This is a genomic window from Alphaproteobacteria bacterium (assembly GCA_039980135.1).
GTDB lineage: Bacteria > Pseudomonadota > Alphaproteobacteria > UBA6615 > UBA6615 > UBA8079.
Map to the genome: position 1 here is coordinate 1 of JBDXCV010000003.1, position 19,062 is coordinate 19,062.

Below are 19,062 nucleotides of genomic sequence, written 5' to 3' on the forward strand. Positions count from 1 at the left end.
CACCGTTGTCCACGTCGCTCGCGTCGAGGTCGCCCGTCGCCTGAAGCGTCACGTCTTCCTCGACCGCACCCGAGACATCGCCACCGTCGGCGATCACCGGATCATCGTTGGTCCCCGTGACGGTGACCGTGACGGTCTCGGCGTCGGTCGCGCCGTGCTCGTCGGTGACCACCACCGTGAACACCTCGTCATGGGACTCGCCGTCGGCGAGCGCCTGCACATTGGCGTCGCCGTTGCGCAGGTTGTAGGTCCAGGTGCCGTTGCCATCGACCGACAGGTCCCCATAGGTCCCGGCCCCGCCGCCGGCCACGCTCCACGCCGCCGTCGCACCATTGTCCACATCGGTGGAGTCCAGGTCACCCGAGACGGACGTCGGCGCATCCACACCGTCCTCATCCACCGTACCCGCGACATCGCCGCCCGCCGTGATCTCAGGGTTGTCGTTTGTGCCCGAGACATCGATCGTGATTGTCTCGGTATCGGTCGCGCCCTGGTCGTCGGTCACGGTGATTGTGAACACTTCATCGTGGGTTTCGCCCACAGCCAGCGCCTGCACATTGGCGTCGCCGTTGCGCAGCACGTAGGTCCAGGTGCCGTTGCCGTCGACCGACAGGTCGCCATAGGTCCCCGCACCGCCGCCGGCAACCGACCATGCCGCCGTCGCGCCGTTATCGACATCCGTAGAATCCAGATCGCCCGACACGAATGTCGGCGCATCGACGCCGTCCTCGTCGACCGTGCCCGCAACATCACCACCGGCCGTGATCACCGGCGCATCATTCACACCGGTCACTTCGATCATGACTGTCGCCGTCGAGGTCTCGCCCGCAAGATCGGAGATCGTGTAGGTGAAGCTGTCCAGGGCGGTTTCGCCCACGGCGAGCGCCTGCAGGAATGTCGCCGACGTCGCGTCATAGCTGTAGGTGCCGTCCGGATTGACCGTAACGGTCGCGCCAAACAGGCTCGTGGCATCAAAGCCGGTGACCGTCAGCACATCGAGATGATCGGGATCGGTATCGTTGGCGATAAGGCCTGCAGCCACATCGCTGACCACCAGAACCGTGTCTTCGTCCGTCGCGCCGGAATCATCATTGGCCGTCGGGCCGGTGTTGATCAGCTCAACCGTATAGCCTTCCCAATCGGTCAGATCGAGGGTCGCAAACGACGTGAAGTTGTAGGTCGGACCGTCATCAGTCGTCGGGTCGCTGTTGGCCGCCAGGAACGCTTCAAACGCCGCCAGGTCGGCGATCACACCCGCATCCGCAGCCTCGCCATGGGTCAGCGCAAACCGAATCGCGTCTGTCCCCGTGCCGCCATCGTAGATATCGGTGGCGCCGAGATTGTCCTGCATCGTCCAGGCGCCGATATCGTCGCCCTGCTGCCCGAACACCAGATCGTCGCCGGCACCGCCGTCGAGATAGTCGTTGAAGCTGACGTCGGCGTCGCTGCCCGAGCCACTGCCATGGTGGGAGCCAGAGCCCGATCCACTGCCCGAACCCTTGCCATTTTGGCCACTGCCCGAACCGGACCCCTTGCCCTTTTTGCCTTTTGCACCGCCGGAACCGCTGCCATGGCCGGCGTGGCTGCCTGAACCAGAGCCGGCGCCATTGTCGCCATAGAGAACGTCGTTCCCGGTGCCACCCAGGAGCGTGTCGTCACCCGCACCGCCGACGATCAGGTCGTCGCCCGCGCCACCATCAAGATAGTCGTCAAAACCAGCGCTGCCCGAACCGCTGGCGGACGCACCGCCCGAACCCGAGCCATCACCAAACAGCGTGTCATCACCGTCGCCGCCGTAGAGCGTGTCCGAACCCTTGCCACCGACCAGATCATCGTCGCCGAGCCCGCCCCATAACTCGTCGTCGCCCTTGCCCGCCTTCAGCCGGTCGTTGCCTTCACCACCGTCAAGGAAGTCGTTGCCCTTACCGCCGTCGAGGGTATCGTCGCCGCCCTCGCCGAACAGCGTGTCGTCGCCCTTGCCACCCTTGACCTTGTCGTCGCCATCGCCCGCATGGACCGTGTCGTCCCCGTCCTTCGCGTCAATGTCGTCAATCCCCGAGGTCCCAAGCAGATCGTCGTCTGAGTTCGTACCCTTGATCTTGTTCTTCTTAGCCATGCTACGCCCCCTTCACTTTTCGTGCTTCCAGAATACGAAACAACACGCGAGCGCAACTGGATCTCGGAACGTCCTTCCGGCCAAGAAAACATGCTTTTTAAGTACGGATATGCTCTCCCCAGCGCATTCTCAGGAAGAATACTGCGCCAATTAACTCAGCTTGTACGAGTCGAAAACATAATCACTCGCCAGAAAATCGCTTCACTTGATCCGTAACCATTCGTCAAAAGTCGGGGTTTTTGGTTTCTCCTCAAACACTTGTGCTTGATTCCGGTTCGGTTGGAACCAAAGCACAGATTTGTCCGTTAAAGTCCGTGATCGACAAGCAGAAGACTCGTTTGGGAGCTGTCAGTCTAATGCGAACCAGTCTCCGAATGCCCTGGCACATCACATTCTGGCACATCACATTCAGGCAGCAAGCTGGCGCCACTCGGCTAGCGCTACCGAGCGGCTCTGTTTGAAAGTTTCGCGTGGATTGAGATAACGGTCGAGATTGAAATGATTGTGGATCGAAGCGTGAACGGAAGCGAATTGCTGAAGGGCCTTTATGTCCCTGAATCTCGACATCGCTCCCTCTCTCCGCCGGAACGGCTGGTGTGAGTTTTCAGCGCGATTATTGAGCCACCGACCACATTCCTGATCGGCGGTGTTCCCAATCAAATTCATTGCCGCTCGATACGACCGAAGGCGATCCGTGACAATTACCTTTGGACAGCCATACCGCTTCATCGCTCGCTTCAGAAAATCAAGCGCCGCCCTGCGATTCCGCCGTTACGTGACGAATACCTCAAGCACCTCACCTTCGTGATCGACCGCGCGCCAAAGGTAGTGTGTCTCGCCGTTGATCCGTACAAATACCTCGTCCAGGTGCCAGCGCCAGTTCGAATATGAATGGGTTTGAACGCGGCGTTTTCGGATATCGGCACCGAACATCGGACCGAACCGATTCCACCACAGCCTCACCGTCTCATGACAGATATCCATGCCGCGCTCGAACAAAATGTCTTCGATCTGGCGCAGAGAAAGCGGGTACCGGATATACAACATCTCCGTCAGGCGAATAATCTCGGGCGACGAATTGAAATAGCGGAACGGGTTTTTCATCCGAGGAGTAAACGGACCACCCCGTCCCGGTTCAACACGGTTTGCTCTGACAGTGCCCTTAGAGTGGTTGCGGCGCGTCTGAACTCAGGAGCCGGCGAATCTCGTCGGTTTTGAACCCCAGCGCCATCGGCCGTCGCACCCCCGGCAGAATCGCGACATCGTAGAGCTCCTCGATCAACCCCTCGAGTCGCAGCCAGTGGACGATATCGCCCGACTTCAGGTCGATCACGATCAGCCCGCTGCGCGCCTCGGCATCCCGCGCGGCCAGGTTGTCTTCCAGTTCGAGGCCGGAGAAGCTGCCGTCGCGTGGCTTCGACAGACCGACGATGGCAAATCCCTTGTGGAACGCGAGCCCCCGCGCATAGCCGGGGCAGAAGGTGACGGGCTCGAACTTCCCGGCGGCCGTGTCGACGTACCCGAACCAGCCGGTCCCGGAATTCAGCACCCACAGCTTGCCGTCATGCACGCGCGGCGAATGGGGCATCGACAGGCCGTCCACGATGATCTCGCCGTCCGGCACCCCGATCACGCAGCCACCGTCCGTACGCCGGTCACGCCAGCCATCGGCGACACCGCTCTGGCTGACAGCCGTCACATATCTGGGCTTGCCGTCTTGCATCGCCAGCCCGTTCATATGGCAACGGTCCTCGGCGGCAAGCTTGCTGATAAAGGGCGGCGACCACAGCGGCGTGAAGCTGTGATCCGCGCTGGTCGTCGCCAGGCAGCTGAACAGCGTGTTGACAAAGACGACGCGACCTTCCCCGTCGACGGCGACGTCATGAATATCGAGATCGCCCGTCGTGAAGGATTGGCGCGGCACGTAAAGCCGGTCGTAACCCTCATGCCCCTGGCCCGACTGGAGCGCATTCGTGAAGCGCCACAATTGATACAGCGAACTCAGCCACAACCCGTCATCGGTCGCATACAGACCCATACTGCGATTGAAGAAGCGCTCGAAAATCGACAATTTCCGCTCGGAATTCGTGCCAATGAGAAACAGCCGGCCTGCCTGATAGGTCGTGAAGGCCAGGCTGAGCTCATGCTCGATCAGCCAGTCGGGAAACTGACGCGAGGACGACACCGATGATGGCGGTGAATCAGGTTCTTGAGTGTCGGGCATGATTCTCTCTAGAAATTTGGATCGAGACCTTAGCGATCTCGATCAACAAAAGGTACTTTCCAATCATGCGTGCTGGCTATCCAATCATGCGTGCTGGCTATGCGATAAAACTGAATAGCCCCTAGATTTGTAGACGTCTTCTTCCCCAATCTTGAAGCAAGGAGGACAAGGACACCTGCCCTTAGTAGGGTTGGATCATGCTTTTCCGGCACGGCTTTCAGCTGCATCCAACTGAAGTCGAAGGATAGGTAGAAGAGGTGGTGTCAGACCAATGCGAACCAGTCTCCAAAATTGCCGACGACCCCGTCTTCATGCCGCCAACTGACGCCACTCGGCCAGCGCGGCGGAGCGGTTCTGTTTGAAGACGGAGCGGCTGTTGAGGTGGCGGTCGAGATTGAAATGGTTGAAGGTTGAAGCATGAACTGCGGCGAACTTCTGCAGGGTTTTTACGTCCCGGAATTTCGACATCGCCCCTTCCCTTCGTCGAAACGGTTGATGTGAGTTTTCCGCTCGGTTGTTAAGCCAGCGGCCGCGTTCCTGATCGGCGGCATTCCCGATCACATTCATCGCTGCCCGGTATGACCGAAGCCGGTCGGTGACAATCACTTTCGGATGTCCATACCGCTTCATCGCACGCTTCAGAAACTGAAGAGCAGCCCTACGATCCCGGCGTTTCGTCGCGAAAACTTCGAGCACCTCGCCTTCGTGATCGACCGCGCGCCACAGGTAATGCGTCTCGCCATTTATCCGAACAAAAACCTCGTCCAGATGCCAACGCCAGTGCGAATACGAACGATTATGAACCCGGCGCTTCCGGATCTCCGCGGCGAACATCGGCCCGAACCGGTTCCACCAGAAACGAACCGTCTCATGGCAGATATCGATGCCACGTTCGAACAGCATGTCCTCAACCTGGCGCAATGACAGCGGATAGCGGACATACATCATCACCGTCAGGCGGATCACCTCCGGCGAAGAGTTGAAATAACGGAACGGATTTCTCATCCGCAAAGGCTATGGAACGGACCTCGCCACCTCAAGGCGTTTTGCTCTGACAAAGCCTTCGAATCTCTTTTGAGAATAAATAAAGAGAAGGACTTAGTGGCGGTGGACGGAGTCTTCGGCGAACCCGTCTCTGCCGTATTTCTATATTTTAATGGGAATGAAAAACGGCATCAGTTGCCTCTTCGCACGAATGTTAACGAGCGCCCGTATGTTCTGCAAAAAATCCTACAATTCGGTCATAGGCATCCTGGGCGGACGCGGGATTGCTACCGGAAGTTGAACGGCCCGATGCGTGTTTATATTCTTTGACCGGTTGGTTGATGTTATCAAATCCATGATGGGTATCTGCGTATATCTTCAATTCCATCTCTGCGCTGTGAGGACTTTTCTCTCTTATCAAATCCTCACATTTTCCGGCGGGCTCCCAATTGTCATTTTCACCAACAACAATCAGCATCGGAGCATATGGTGAATAGGGTGAATTTCCGCCCCCACCTCTGCAAGGCGGGTAGAACAGTGCTGCCGCAGAGAAAAGCTGCTCCGTTCGGCTAACGAGATTGTTGCGGGTATTCATTGTCTCTAAAGAACCCGGCCCCCAACCAACTAGGACAATACTCGCATCGGGATACATTTTTTTTATGTACGCGGCAGCGCCAATGTGATCATCAATGCGCTTTGCGGGAGTGGCTGACCGGTGCGCGTCTTTTGTTTTACAAATGTTGTTTTTCCCACGAGAATTGTGGCTATCAACCAGAAAACTCGAGACGCCGTTTTCTTTAAGTTGGAACGCCATAGCGCTATACTTTTCGCGAATGTCACCTTTTCCATTTAAAACCCCATTACATGCATGGGCCAATACAGCCCAACGGTTACTACCGCCCGTACCACTTCTCAAAATGTAACCGGTGATCGTAGTCTCCCCGGTAACATTGGGAAACTCGATTCGGTCGTATCGTTCATCTCCAGCCGATGGGGTTGCTGACAGGCCGAGAACCGCCACGGAAACTGTCATGATGATTGATATCAAGTGTCTCATTGTGCGAAACCATCCCTAGTAGAATTATTCAGCGCAAAGTAACATATCTTAAATATAGGTGCTGTCAGTCTAATGCGAACCAGTCTCCAAATTGGCGACCAACGCCAACTTCATGCCGCCAGTTGACGCCACTCGGCCAGCGCGACCGAGCGGTTCTGCTTGTAGACGGAGCGGCTGTTGAGATGTCGGTCGAGGTTGAAGTGATTGAAGGTTGAGGCATGAACAGCGGCGAACTTCTGCAGGGTCTTTATGTCCCGGAATTTCGACATAGCCCCTTCCCGTCTTCGAAAAGGCTGATGTGAGTTTTCGGCCCGGTTGTTCAGCCAGCGACCGCACTCCTGGTCAGCGGCATTCCCAATCACCTTCATCGCCGCCCGGTAAGACTTTAGTCGATCCGTCACAATTATCTTTGGCCGACCGTACCGCTTCATCGCACGTTTGAGAAACCGCAGCGCAGCCTTGCGATTCCGCCGTTTCGTCGCAAACACCTCGAGCACCTCGCCCTCGTGATCAACGGCGCGCCAGAGGTAGTGCGTCTCCCCGTTGATGCGCACAAACACCTCGTCCAGGTGCCAGCGTCAAATCGAATGCGATCGATCATGAACGCGACGTTTCCGGATCTCCGCAGCGAACATCGGACCGAACCGATTCCACCAGAACCGGACTGTCTCGTTGCAAATGTCGATGCCGCGCTCGAACAGTAGATCCTCAACTTGGCGCAGCGACAGCGGGTAGCGCACGTACATCATCACCGTCAGGCGGATGACTTCAGGCGAACTATTGAAATAGCGGAACGGATTTGTCATCCGCGGAGGCTACGGACCGGCCTCTCCAGGCTCAAGCCATATTGGCCTGACACTGCCCAATTGGCGCACCAAGTTCGTCTCTGTCGTTGGTTGCCTCGCGCACTATCGCGCTAACCCACGGAAGTGACGGACGAATTACGACGCGTCTGAAAAACAGAAAGTCGTTGGGTGTCTACGAGAGGTAAAGTGGCGGAGGGAGAGGGATTCGAACCCTCGAAACGGTCGCCCGTTTACACGCTTTCCAAGCGTGCGCCTTCAGCCACTCGGCCACCCCTCCGCACTGGGGCACTGGATAGCCGACCCGACCCACGCTGGCAACCGCCGAGCGCTTTCATAAAATTGAACGGGAGTAAGGCTTGTGTCCGACGCGCCGAGTGCGGTTAAACTTGCCCCAGAGCCTAAACAAGAAAAACGGAAACGCGGGGCCCGCAGGGCCATGATAATTGGCCGAATCATAGGCTGGATATTTCTGATCGCGGCGCTGGCGGTGCTGGCGCGGGATGTGCTCGCGTCGATCGATGCCGGCTCGCTGAGCCTGATCGCCGCCGGCGAGCTTTGGTTCAGTCTGCACCAGACCAGCCTGCAGGTCGCCGAACCCGCGATCGCGCGCCATATTCCCGTGATCGGACCGTGGCTCTGGCATCCCGTGATCTCGACAATCCTGACCTGGCCCGCCCTGTTCGTGTTCGGCGTACCGGGGCTGGTGTTGACGTGGATGTTCCGCGCACGGCGGCGCAAGACCGGGATGTTTACGTAAGTTAGATATTCACTGGATCGTCATGCCCGGACCCGCCCTCGCGCTTTGCGCGTTGGCGGATAAAAACCGGATCCGCGCATCTCACTTACATCAGCCAGTTTTCAGACGAGATGCCCGGATCAAGTCCGGGCATGACGTGACTTAATCTGCGATCTACTCGTCACCCATGCGCAGGGCCTGGATGAAGGCCGACTGGGGAATCTCGACATTCCCGTACTGGCGCATCTTCTTCTTGCCCGCCTTCTGCTTCTCCAGAAGCTTGCGTTTGCGCGTGATGTCGCCGCCGTAACATTTCGACGTCACGTCCTTGCGCATGGCTCCGACCGTCTCACGCGCGATCACCTTGCCGCCGATGGCGGCCTGGAGCGCGACCTTGAACAGCTGGCGCGGCACCAGATCCTTGAGCCGCGTGCACAGATGCCGGCCGCGCCCCTCGGCCTGTTCGCGATGGACCACCATCGACAGGGCATCGACGGTCTCGCCGTTCACCAGGATATCGACCTTTACGAGGTTGCCGTCGCGATAGCCGTCGAGTTCGTAATCGAAGCTCGCATAACCGCGGCTGATGGATTTGAGCCTGTCGTAGAAATCGAACACGACCTCGTTGAGCGGCAGCTTGTACACCGCCATCGCCCGGCCGCCGACATAGGTGAGTTCGACCTGTTCGCCGCGGCGTTCCGTACATAATTGAAGCACCGCGCCGAGATACTCGTCCGGTACCATGATCGAGGCCTTGATCCAGGGCTCGGCGATGGTCTCGATCCGCGTCACATCGGGATAGTCGGACGGGTTGTGGAGCTCGATCTCCTCCCCGTCCGTCAATGTGATGTGATAGACGACCGACGGCGCGGTCGCGATGATTTCCAGATCGAACTCGCGTTCGAGCCGCTGCTGGATAATCTCCATGTGCAGCAGGCCAAGAAAGCCGCAGCGGAAGCCCATGCCCAGCGCGGCGGAGCTCTCGGCCTCATACTCGAAGCTGGCGTCGTTCAGATGCAGGCGGCCCAGCGCCTCGCGCAGATCCTCATACTCCGCCGTGTCGGCTGGATAGAGCGACGAGAACACGACCGGCACCGACGGCTTGAAGCCCGGCAGCGGCGCGGCGGCGGGCGCGCGGTCGTCCGTGATCGTGTCGCCGACATTGCAATCCGCGACCGTCTTGATCTGGGCGGTGATGAAGCCGATCTCGCCCGGGCCGAGCGTGCCGGTCTCCGTGCGCGCCGGGGTGAACACACCCACTCGGTCCACGGGATAGGTCCGCCCGTTCGACATCATGCGGATCTTCTGGCCCTTCTTCAGGGTGCCGTGCTTCACCCGCATCAACGCCACGACCCCCAGATAGGGGTCGTACCAGCTATCGACGAGAAGCGCCTGCAGGTCCGCATCCGCGTCACCCTCGGGCGGCGGCATCTTGGTGACAATCGCCTCCAACACCTCATCGATCCCGAGGCCGGTTTTGGCGGACATCTCGATCGCGTCGGACGCGTCGAGGCCGATGACGTCCTCGATCTGCTGCCGAATCCGATCGGGCTCCGCCGCGGGCAGATCGACCTTGTTGAGTACGGGCACGAGTTCCAGATCCGCTTCGATCGCCAGATAGGCGTTGGCGAGAGTCTGCGCCTCGACCCCCTGGCTGGCGTCGACCACCAGCAGCGCGCCCTCGCACGCCGCGAGCGAGCGCGAGACCTCGTAGGAGAAATCCACATGCCCGGGCGTGTCCATCAGGTTCAGGTGATAGGTCTCGCCGTCTCTAGCGGTGTATTTCAGGCGCACGGTCTGGGCCTTGATCGTGATGCCGCGCTCGCGCTCGAGCTCCATATTGTCGAGCACCTGCTCCTGCATCTCGCGCTCGGTGAGGCCACCGCAGGTCTGGATCATCCGGTCGGCCAGGGTCGATTTCCCATGGTCGATATGGGCGACGATCGAGAAATTGCGGATGTGGGAGAGGTCAGTCATTCAACGCTAGCCAAATCAAAGAACGAAACATGAAAATTGGTTGTCACAATTGCCGGCACATGCTGTGTGAAAAGCGGGGATAAGTCTCATATTCGGGGTTTCAGGAATAGTTCAAGGACTAATTACGGGAGTTATATGACACATTGGTTTCATTATTTTACGTTATAAAACAAATATTTATGTTCCTTATCACCACAATCCACCGACTTGTCATATTCACGGATGCGACCGTCATCCCACTGTCATTTTATCCACAGCAACCTGTGGGCAATCAGCGCGGGAGAACACCCCCCGCAAATCCCGTCCCGCGGCCCGTAACGCCACACTTCGGGGACCCTGGACACCTCTGCCGCTCAAACTGGTTGGATAGATGGATGTTCTCGACCCATCTGTCCAGCGCGAAGTCACGCGTCCGGCCCTGCATCGGCCAACACGCCAGGCGTGTTACCCCCGCAGACTTCCGCCGGTCGCCTTCTCGACGGCCGCGACGATCTTCGCGGCGATCTTGTCGATTTCCTCGTCGGTGAGGGTCGCCTCGACCGGCTGCAACGTGACCTGGATCGCCAGCGATTTCTTGCCGTCCTCAATATTCTTGCCGTCATAGACGTCAAACAGATCGACACCCGAAATCAGGTCGCGCTCGGCACCGCGCGCGGCGCGGATCACGTTGCCCGCCTCGACATCCGTGTCGACCATGAACGCGAAATCACGCCGCACCGGCTGCAGCGCCGACAGGTGCAGCGGTGGCCGGGCCGCGCCCTTGTCCTTGCGGTCGGGCAGCGCATCGAGGAACACCTCGAAGCCGATCGAGGGGCCGCGCACGTCGAGCTTGCGCAGGACACCGGGATGAATCTCGCCGAACCAGGCCAGCACGTTCTTGCCGAGGCGCAGCCCGCTCGAGCGGCCCGGGTGATACCAGGCCGGCGCGTCGCGGCTGACCTGGAGATTGGCCGTGGGCGCACCGGCGGCGTCCAGCGCGGCCAGCGCATCGGCCTTGGCATCGAGCGCGTCGGCGGCGCGCGCCGCACCGGACCAGTGGGGCGGGTGGGCGTTGCCGTGGCGTACGCCGGCGGCGACCAGAAGCTGGCCGTCGGGGCTGGCATTGCGATAGGCAGGGCCAAGCTCGAACAGGCCCAGATCGGCGAAACCCCGGTCGGCGTTGCGCCCGGCGGCGAGCAACAGATTGCCCAGGATCGATGGTCGCATCGCGTCCAGCTCGCTGGAAATCGGATTGGCCAGCATCAGATCGTCCATGCTGATTTCAGCACCCGCGAAAAGCTCGGCTTGCCCGCGACCCATGAAGGACCAGGTCACGGCCTCGTCGAGGCCCTGTGCGGCGAGCGATCGGCGCACCCGGCTGGCGCGCAATTGCGACGGCGTGATCGCGGCGGGCGGCAGTGCTGTGTCGCGGTCGAGCGAGACCGGCGCGATCTCGTCGAAGCCATGAATACGCGTGATTTCCTCGACCAGGTCCGGCTCGCCATGCACGTCCGGCCGCCAGGGCGGCACGGCGGCGGTAATGATGTCGCCTTTGGTCTCGGTCTCGAAACCAAGCCCATTCAGAATTTCCGCCTGGCGCGCGGGCGCGATTTCCACGCCGCCCAGGGTCGCGACGCGGTTTGTTCGTAGTTCGATCTTGTGCTGCCAGTCCGGCATGGACCCGGCGGTGACATGCGCGCTCGTCTCGCCGCCACAGAATTCGAGGATCATGCGGGTGGCGACATCCGCACCCCAGTTCGCGGATTCCGGATCGACCCCACGCTCGAACCGGTAGCGGGCATCGGAATCGATCGCCAGTTTGCGGCCGGTTGTCGCGACAGAGACCGGGTCAAACAACGCCACTTCAAGGAACACATCGGTGGTCTCTTCGGTGCAGCTCGAATCGAGCCCGCCCATGACGCCGGCGACCGCCTCGGCCTTGTCGCCGTCGCCGATCACGGTCATCTCGCCGTCGAGCGTGTATTCCCGCTCGACCAGGGCCATGAAATCCTCGCCGTCGCGGGCGCGTCGCATGGTCAGCGTGTTGGAACCGAGCTTGCCCGCATCGAACACATGCAACGGTCGGCCGAGATCGATGGAGACATAGTTCGTCACATCGACCAGTGCGGAGATCGGCCGCAGGCCAATGGCGCGCAGGCGGTCCTGCACCCATTGGGGCGACGGCCGGTTGGTCACGCCACGGAAATGTCGGCCCACCACATAGGAACACGCATTGTCGTCATCGGCGATCGCCCAGGCGACCGGGCTGTCATAGCTGCCGTCGATAGGCGCTGCGCTGTCAAAAGGCTTGAGGCTGCCGAGCCCGGCGGCGGCCAGATCGCGGGCGATGCCGCGCACACCGGTGCAGTCGGGGCGGTTCGGCGTCAACTCGATGTCGATCACCGGATCGTCGATCCCCAGTACGCCGGCAAACGGCGCACCCAGCGGCGCGGCGTCGGGCAGCTCGATGATGCCGTCATGTTCGTCGGATAGGCCCATCTCGCGTTCGGACACGAGCATGCCATTGGACTCGACGCCGCGGATCTTGGTTTTCTTCAACTCGACATCGATACCGGGGACATACGTCCCGGCCGGGGCGAAGACGCCCTTCATGCCCGCGCGCGCATTCGGCGCACCGCAAACGACCTGGACCTGCTCCTCACCCGTATCGACGGTACAGACCTGCAACCGGTCGGCATCGGGATGGCGTTCGGCCGAGACGACATGCGCGACCGTGAAAGCCGCCAGCTTGGCGCCGGGGTCATCGACCGTGTCGACCTCGAGCCCGATGCGGATCAGCGTCTCGACGATTTCATCAACCGACGCGTCGGTCTCGAGATGGTCTTTCAGCCATGCCAGCGTGAACTTCATCGTGAAGATCCCACTGCGCGTCGTTCCCGCGAAGGCGGGAACCCATAATCGCAAACGGCTGCCCGGCCGGGCGCCTGTGTATATGGATGCCCGCCTGCGCGGGCATGACGATTAAAGTGACCCATCACAGCCCCCGCACCATGGACGGCACGGCGAGCGGCACGAAGCCGTAATGCTTGAGCCAGCGAATGTCGGCATCGAAGAAGGTGCGCAGATCGGGGATGCCATATTTCAGCATCGCGATCCGGTCGATCCCCATGCCGAAGGCGAAGCCCTGATATTTGGCTGAATCGATGCCGCCATATTCGAGCACCCTGGGATGGACCATGCCGGACCCCATGATCTCGAGCCAGTTGTCGGCCCCCTCGCCGAAATTGCCTATCTTGAGTTCGCCGCCCTCGCGCGAGCAGCCGATATCGACTTCCATCGAAGGCTCGGTGAAGGGGAAATGGCTCGGCCGGAAACGTACGGGCAGATCGGGGATGTCGAAGAAGGCCCGGCAGAAATCGATGATGCAGCCCTTGAGGTGGCCCAGATGGGTCGTCTCGTCGATGACCAGCGCCTCGATCTGGTGGAACATCGGCGTGTGGGTGGCATCGGAATCGCTGCGATAGGTCCGCCCCGGCGCGATAACCCGGATCGGCGGCTTGGCGGTTTCCATCGTGCGGATCTGCACGGGCGAGGTGTGGGTCCTCAGCACGGGCTGGGCCGCACCCTCCTGTCCTTCAAGATAGAAGGTGTCGTGCATCTGGCGGGCCGGATGCTCGGGCGGGATGTTCAGCGCCGTGAAGTTGTGGAAGTCATCCTCGATGTCCGGCCCCTCGGCGACGGTGAAGCCCATCTCGCCGAAGATCGCGATGCATTCTTCCGTCACCTGGCTGACCGGGTGCAAATGCCCACCCGGCCGCGGGCGCGGCGGCAGGGTAACATCGATGGTCTCATGGGCGAGCCGTGCCTCAAGCGCGACCGCATCGAGATCGGCCTGGCGCGACGTGATCGCCTCCTGGACCGCGTCCTTCACCCGGTTGAGGGCCTGACCCGCCTCCTTGCGGGCCTCGCCATCGAGCTGGCCCAGGCCCTTCATCTGATCGGTGATGCGGCCCTTCTTGCCAAGCGCGGACACGCGAACGGCCTCGAGCGCGTCGAGGCTGTCCGCTGCCGACACTTCTGCCAGCAGGGATGCTTGCAACTCGGTGACGTCAGGCGCGGTCATGGCGTACCCCGTTCGACCCGACTGAGCGACCCCTTGCGGGACCGGTTCAGGCGGATGCGTTGAGGGCGGCCTGCGCCTGATCGACCAGGCTCTTGAATGCCTCGGGCTCGCGGATCGCCAGATCGGACAGGACCTTGCGATCGAGCTCGATGCCGGCCTGCTTCATGCCGTTCATGAACTGGGAATAGGTCAGACCATGCTCGCGCGCACCTGCATTGATGCGCTGAATCCAGAGCGAGCGGAAGTTGCGCTTGCGGACCTTTCGATCGCGATAGGCGTATTGCAGGCCCTTCTCGACCCGCTCTTTCGCGACGCGATAGACCTTGGAATTGCGGCCCTGGTAACCCTTGGCGGCCTTGAGAACCTTCTTCCGGCGCGCGTTACGCTGGACGGTATTTTTTGCGCGTGACATCGGTTAGCCCCTCTTCGCATAGGGCATCATCGGCCGGAGAATCTTCTCATCCGACTTGGCGATGTTGCCGATCTTGCGCGCCTTGCGCTTCATGGATTGGGAGCGCTTGCGCATGCCGTGTCGCATGCCCGAAGGCTTCATTCGGATTTTGCCGGAGGCCGAGACGCGGAATCGCTTCTTGACCGACGCTTTGGTCTTCATCTTGGGCATTTTGTCCTCGCTTTGATTTCGCGTGATTTGCTCGACGGCTGGGCTGCCCCGGGCGTTAATTTTCGCCCTGCCGCACCGTCGCTGTTCGGAATGCGCGGGGTTATAGCCCCGCAGGGCCCGGCTGGCAAGGGATATCCCCCGGATTTCATTGCCTTACGGGAACCGCCTCACTAGGGTCCGTGCAAATCAAAAACACGAAGCAGGGGGACTATCATGGATCTGGAACTCAACGGCAAAACCGCGATCGTGACCGGCGCCAGCAAGGGCATCGGCAAGGCCGTCGCCGAGGTGCTCGCCGAGGAAGGCTGCTCGCTGCATCTGGTCTCGCGGACCGAGGCCGACCTCAACACCCTGCGCGACGATCTGAACGACCGGTTCGGGGCCCAGGTGACCGTCCATGCGCTCGATCTGTCGAAACCCGAGGCCGTGAAAACCCTGGCCGCAGCGGCGGGCGACGCGGACATTCTGGTCAACAACGCCGGCGCAATTCCCGCCGGCGACCTCACCCGGCTCGACGACGACACGATCAAGAGCGCCTGGGATTTGAAAGTCTTCGGCTTCGTCGGGCTCATCCGGGGAATTTATCCGCGCATGTGCGAACGCGGCTCTGGCGCGATCGTCAACGTCATCGGCATGGCGGGCGAACGCCCCCGCGCGGGCTATATCGCGGGCTCCATGGCCAATGCGGCCCTGATGCAGCTCACCCGAGCACTGGGAGCGGAAAGCCTCGACCACGGCGTGCGCGTCGTCGGCATAAATCCCGGCCCGATCGAGACCGAGCGGCTGGTCAGCCAGGCCAAGATCAACGCCGACATGGAGTTCGGCGACGAATCCCGCTGGCGCGAGACCCACAAGAGCCTGCCCGGCGGACGCCCCGGACTGCCCGAAGAAATGGGCTGGCTCGCCGCCTATCTGGCCAGCGCACGCGCATCCTGGGTCTCCGGCACCGTCGTCATGGCCGATGGCGGCCAGCATTCGCGCTCGGCGCGGGGATAAGCATAAACCGTCATGCGCGGACTTGATCCGCGCATCTCATCTCGCGCGCGACCTGTGTCACCAGATGGCCGGATCAAGTCCGGCCATGACGAAGATGCATATGCGCGGTAACATCCGCGCATGAGCGACATGCACGTCCCCGTCATCGACATCGCGCCCTATCTTTCGGGCGACGCGGCGGCGCAAGCGCGCGTGGTCGATATCGTCCGCGCGGCGTGTGAAGGGATCGGCTTCTTCACCATCACCGGGCACGGGGTGGAGCCCGAAATCATCGATAATTTGCGGAACAATGCGCGCGGCTTCTTCGCCCGGCCCGCCGACGAGAAGCTGGGGGTCCACCACGCCAACCCGGCCCTGCCCCGCGGCTACCGGGCGATCGGCGACGAGGGCCTCGCCTATGGCGCGGGTGACGAGACGCCGCCGGACCTGAAGGAAGTGTTCCACATGGGCCCGCCGGATTTCCCGGATGAGGACTACTTCACTTGCGAGGCTGCCGCCGCCCACTTCATCGAGAATGTCTATCCCGAACAACCATCTGAATTCCGCACCGCGGCCAGCATCTATTACCGCCGCCTCGAACAACTCGGCCAGACGATCGAGGAAATCTTCGCCCGCGCGCTCGACCTGCCGCCGAACTTTTTCCGCAAATACACCGACCGGCAGATCGCGGCGCTGCGGATTATCCGCTACCCCCCGACACAGGCCACACCCTTGCCGGGGCAGCTGCGGGCCGGCGCCCACACCGACTATGGCACCTTCACATTGCTGCTCAGCGAGAACCGCCCCGGCGGGCTGGAGGTCCAGACCCGCACCGGCGACTGGATCAGCGTGCCCACGCCCGCCGACGCCTTCGTCGTCAATATCGGTGATCTCCTGATGCGCTGGACCAATGACCGGTTCGTCTCGAACCCCCACCGCGTCGCCATCCCGCCCGACGACGCGGGCGATGCGGCCGACCGGCTGTCGGTCGTGTTCTTCCACCATCCCAATTACGACGCCGAGATCGCCTGTATCCCGACCTGTACGGATGCGGACAATCCGCCGAAATACGACCCGGTCTTTTCCGGGCCCTACCGCGTGTCCATGTACACCGCGACCCGCCTCGAGAAAGACGACTGAATATGGCGACCTTCCTTCTGATACATGGCGCATGGCAGGGCGCCTGGGCATGGCAAATTCTGATACCCCATCTGGAAACCGCGGGTCACACGGCAATCGCGGTCGATCTGCCGGGGGACGGCCATGACGACACACCGCCGGAAACCGTCACGACGATGCTGTGCGCCGAGAAGGTCGCCGGGCTGATCGATCAGGCCGAGGGGCCTGTCATCGTCGTGGGGCATTCCATGGGCGGCACGGTGGCCTCGCAGGTCTGCGAGCTCCGGCCGGACCGGATTGCCGTGGCCGTCTATCTCTGCGCCTTCCTGCTGGGAGACGGGGATTCCTGCATCGATTTCTACGCGCGGGCCTGGAAGGACTGGATGACCGGGGCTCATGCGCGGGTGACCCATTCCGAAGACAGGCTGGTCTCGATGATCGACCCGGAAGCCGCCATAGATGTGTTCTTCAATACGACCGACCCGGCGGCGGCCCGCGCTGCGGCGGCGCAACTCACGCCGCAGCCGGAAGCCTCGCGGCGCTCGCGCCTGCAGCTCAGTGACGAAAAATACGGCACGGTACCGCGCGTCTATATCGAGACGCTGCGCGACCAGTCGGTGTTCCCGGAATTACAGAAGCAGATGTACACCGAGACACAAGTCGACAAGCTCTATTCCCTCGACACGGATCACGCGCCGCTGGTGGGCGCGCCGGAAAAGCTGGCCGCGATATTGCTGGAGGTGGCGGACGATCACACGTGATCCGCGACGTCACGCCGCACAATCAACCTTGGCACCCTGCCTGCCGCAACCCACATAATCATTGAGGAATCGCGTTCTGCCTGCCGCAACCCACATAATCATTGAGGAATCGCGTTTACCCTTGAAGATGACAAAGGAGCAACGTGAGATGACCATCCACCGTCAGATACCGGCCGCTGAATATGCGTCGCCGCACCGCGCACCACACGGCTTCAGCGATCGGTTCGCCTTCGCACTCGTAAAGTTTCTCCGCTTCTTCGCGGACTGGTTCTTCGCCAAACGCTATGGCCACCGCGCCATTGTGCTCGAGACCGTCGCCGCCGTTCCCGGCATGGTCGGCGGACTTCTCCAACATCTCAAGGCGTTGCGTCACATCCGCGACGATCAGGGCTGGATCCGCGAACTTCTGGACGAGGCAGACAATGAACGCATGCATCTGATGACGTTCATCCAGATCGCCCAGCCGACGTCATTCGAACGCTTCGTGGTCATGATGACCCAAGCGGTCTTCTACAATTTCTATTTCTTCCTCTACCTCTTCGCGCCGAAGACCGCCCATCGGGTGGTCGGCTATTTCGAGGAGGAGGCCGTCATCAGCTACACCCATTATCTGGGCGAGATCGATGCCGGGCGGCATCCCAATGTGCCCGCCCCGCAGATCGCCATCGACTATTGGAACCTGGACGCCAACGCGACCTTGCGCGACGTGGTGATTGTTGTGCGCGAAGACGAAGCCGGCCATCGCGACCGGAACCATGGCTTCGCCGATCAGCTCGAACGCGGCGAGCAGCCGACGGGCTCGGGCCCGTCCGTGGCGAGCAACTGAAGGTTCGTCGGGCGCGCTCACATTATTTTCATCGTCATGCCGGCACTTGATGCGGGCATCTCGTCTCGGTCATTGCAAGATGCGCGGATACCGCCCTTGCGCTTTGCGCGTTGGTGGAAATGCATCAAGCCGGCGCATGACGGACAAACATGAAGCGCACAATGCAAAAGCCCCGCACGTAGCGGGGCTTTCGGAACTAGTTCGTGAAACGGGTTCGCCTAGCGCGGTGAAATCACCATCACCATCTGGCGGCCTTCCATCTTCGGCATCTGTTCGACCTTGGCGATCTCATCGAGTTCCGTGCGAACCCGTTCGAGCACCTGGGCGCCCAGATCCTGATGCGCCATCTCGCGACCACGGAAGCGAAGGGTCACCTTCACCTTGTCACCGTCGTCGATGAACCGGCGGGCGTTGCGCATCTTCACGTCGTAATCATGGGTGTCGATGTTGGGGCGAAGCTTGATCTCCTTGACGTCGATCGTCTTCTGCTTCTTGCGCGCCTCGTTGCGCTTCTTCTGCTCCTGATATTTGAGCTTCCCGTTATCGATAATCTTGCAAACCGGCGGATCGGCGTTCGGCGACACCTCCACCAGGTCGAGCCCCACCTCAAAGGCGCGCTCCAGCGCGGCGGCCGTATCTACAACGCCGACCTGTTCGCCATTCTCGTCAACGAGGCGTACCTGCGGAACGCTGATATCCTCGTTGGTGCGCGGTCCGTCTTTCTTCGGGGGACTCTGATCTACTGGTCGTCTAGCGATTACAATTCTCCTTCCGGGGCAATTTCAGTTGAATAATC

At 60.9% G+C, this 19,062-nt stretch carries 15 protein-coding genes, 1 tRNA gene and 2 pseudogenes; 5 read left to right on the forward strand and 13 right to left on the reverse strand.

The features are described from left to right. The 7 genes and pseudogenes from ABJ363_01885 to ABJ363_01915 form a co-directional block, all read right to left on the reverse strand. A partial coding sequence (locus tag ABJ363_01885; GenBank protein ID MEP4377725.1) for a VCBS domain-containing protein occupies positions 1 to 2,116 on the reverse strand: 2,116 nt, incomplete at its 3' end. 408 nt (positions 2,117 to 2,524) lie between these two features. Continuing rightward, a pseudogene (locus tag ABJ363_01890) lies at positions 2,525 to 3,220 on the reverse strand (IS6 family transposase). Positions 3,221 to 3,278: 58 nt separating this feature from the next. Beyond that, positions 3,279 to 4,340 carry a TIGR03032 family protein gene (locus ABJ363_01895; GenBank protein ID MEP4377726.1) on the reverse strand — a complete coding sequence of 354 codons (1,062 nt, stop codon included), beginning with the start codon at positions 4,338 to 4,340 and terminating at the stop codon, positions 3,279 to 3,281. A gap of 309 nt (positions 4,341 to 4,649) precedes the next feature. Next, entirely contained in the window at positions 4,650 to 5,345 is a 696-nt protein-coding gene (locus ABJ363_01900; protein MEP4377727.1) for an IS6 family transposase, read from the reverse strand. A 193-nt stretch (positions 5,346 to 5,538) separates the two neighbouring features. Continuing rightward, a complete protein-coding gene (locus ABJ363_01905) occupies positions 5,539 to 6,357 on the reverse strand; it encodes a dienelactone hydrolase family protein (protein ID MEP4377728.1) in 819 nt (272 codons plus the stop codon). Between the two features lie 134 nt (positions 6,358 to 6,491). Further along, positions 6,492 to 7,187, reverse strand: a pseudogene (locus tag ABJ363_01910) (IS6 family transposase). A 187-nt stretch (positions 7,188 to 7,374) separates the two neighbouring features. After that, positions 7,375 to 7,464: transfer RNA gene (locus ABJ363_01915), tRNA-Ser, on the reverse strand. Positions 7,465 to 7,623: 159 nt separating this feature from the next. Here ABJ363_01915 and ABJ363_01920 point away from each other — a divergent pair. After that, positions 7,624 to 7,944, forward strand: coding sequence for a hypothetical protein (locus ABJ363_01920; protein ID MEP4377729.1), 321 nt, complete (start codon positions 7,624 to 7,626; stop codon positions 7,942 to 7,944). A 153-nt stretch (positions 7,945 to 8,097) separates the two neighbouring features. Here the strand turns inward: ABJ363_01920 and lepA are convergent, their stop codons facing one another. The 5 genes from lepA to rpmI all read right to left on the reverse strand — a co-directional run bounded on the left by lepA (position 8,098) and on the right by rpmI (position 14,585). Then, positions 8,098 to 9,900: a translation elongation factor 4 gene (lepA, locus tag ABJ363_01925; protein MEP4377730.1), complete on the reverse strand. Its 1,803-nt coding sequence runs from the start codon at positions 9,898 to 9,900 to the stop codon at positions 8,098 to 8,100. 444 nt (positions 9,901 to 10,344) lie between these two features. Beyond that, complete coding sequence (gene pheT, locus ABJ363_01930; GenBank protein MEP4377731.1) at positions 10,345 to 12,750, reverse strand: phenylalanine--tRNA ligase subunit beta; 2,406 nt, start codon at positions 12,748 to 12,750, stop codon at positions 10,345 to 10,347. 124 nt (positions 12,751 to 12,874) lie between these two features. Then, positions 12,875 to 13,963 carry a phenylalanine--tRNA ligase subunit alpha gene (gene pheS, locus ABJ363_01935; protein MEP4377732.1) on the reverse strand — a complete coding sequence of 363 codons (1,089 nt, stop codon included), beginning with the start codon at positions 13,961 to 13,963 and terminating at the stop codon, positions 12,875 to 12,877. 46 nt (positions 13,964 to 14,009) lie between these two features. Beyond that, positions 14,010 to 14,375 carry a 50S ribosomal protein L20 gene (gene rplT / locus ABJ363_01940; GenBank protein ID MEP4377733.1) on the reverse strand — a complete coding sequence of 122 codons (366 nt, stop codon included), beginning with the start codon at positions 14,373 to 14,375 and terminating at the stop codon, positions 14,010 to 14,012. Between the two features lie 3 nt (positions 14,376 to 14,378). Further along, positions 14,379 to 14,585 (reverse strand): 50S ribosomal protein L35, encoded by a 207-nt coding sequence (rpmI, locus tag ABJ363_01945; GenBank protein ID MEP4377734.1) that lies wholly within the window; start codon positions 14,583 to 14,585, stop codon positions 14,379 to 14,381. A 213-nt stretch (positions 14,586 to 14,798) separates the two neighbouring features. Between rpmI and ABJ363_01950 the strand changes: the two genes are divergently transcribed. The 4 genes from ABJ363_01950 (at position 14,799) to ABJ363_01965 (ending at position 18,266) form a co-directional block, all read left to right on the forward strand. Further along, a complete protein-coding gene (locus ABJ363_01950) occupies positions 14,799 to 15,581 on the forward strand; it encodes a short-chain dehydrogenase/reductase (GenBank protein MEP4377735.1) in 783 nt (260 codons plus the stop codon). Between the two features lie 120 nt (positions 15,582 to 15,701). Beyond that, entirely contained in the window at positions 15,702 to 16,700 is a 999-nt protein-coding gene (locus ABJ363_01955) for a 2-oxoglutarate and iron-dependent oxygenase domain-containing protein (GenBank protein MEP4377736.1), read from the forward strand. 2 nt (positions 16,701 to 16,702) lie between these two features. Beyond that, positions 16,703 to 17,440 carry an alpha/beta fold hydrolase gene (locus ABJ363_01960; protein MEP4377737.1) on the forward strand — a complete coding sequence of 246 codons (738 nt, stop codon included), beginning with the start codon at positions 16,703 to 16,705 and terminating at the stop codon, positions 17,438 to 17,440. A gap of 148 nt (positions 17,441 to 17,588) precedes the next feature. Continuing rightward, positions 17,589 to 18,266 (forward strand): alternative oxidase, encoded by a 678-nt coding sequence (locus tag ABJ363_01965; GenBank protein MEP4377738.1) that lies wholly within the window; start codon positions 17,589 to 17,591, stop codon positions 18,264 to 18,266. 218 nt (positions 18,267 to 18,484) lie between these two features. Here the strand turns inward: ABJ363_01965 and infC are convergent, their stop codons facing one another. After that, a complete protein-coding gene (infC, locus tag ABJ363_01970; GenBank protein ID MEP4377739.1) occupies positions 18,485 to 19,030 on the reverse strand; it encodes a translation initiation factor IF-3 in 546 nt (181 codons plus the stop codon). Positions 19,031 to 19,062 lie beyond the last annotated feature (32 nt).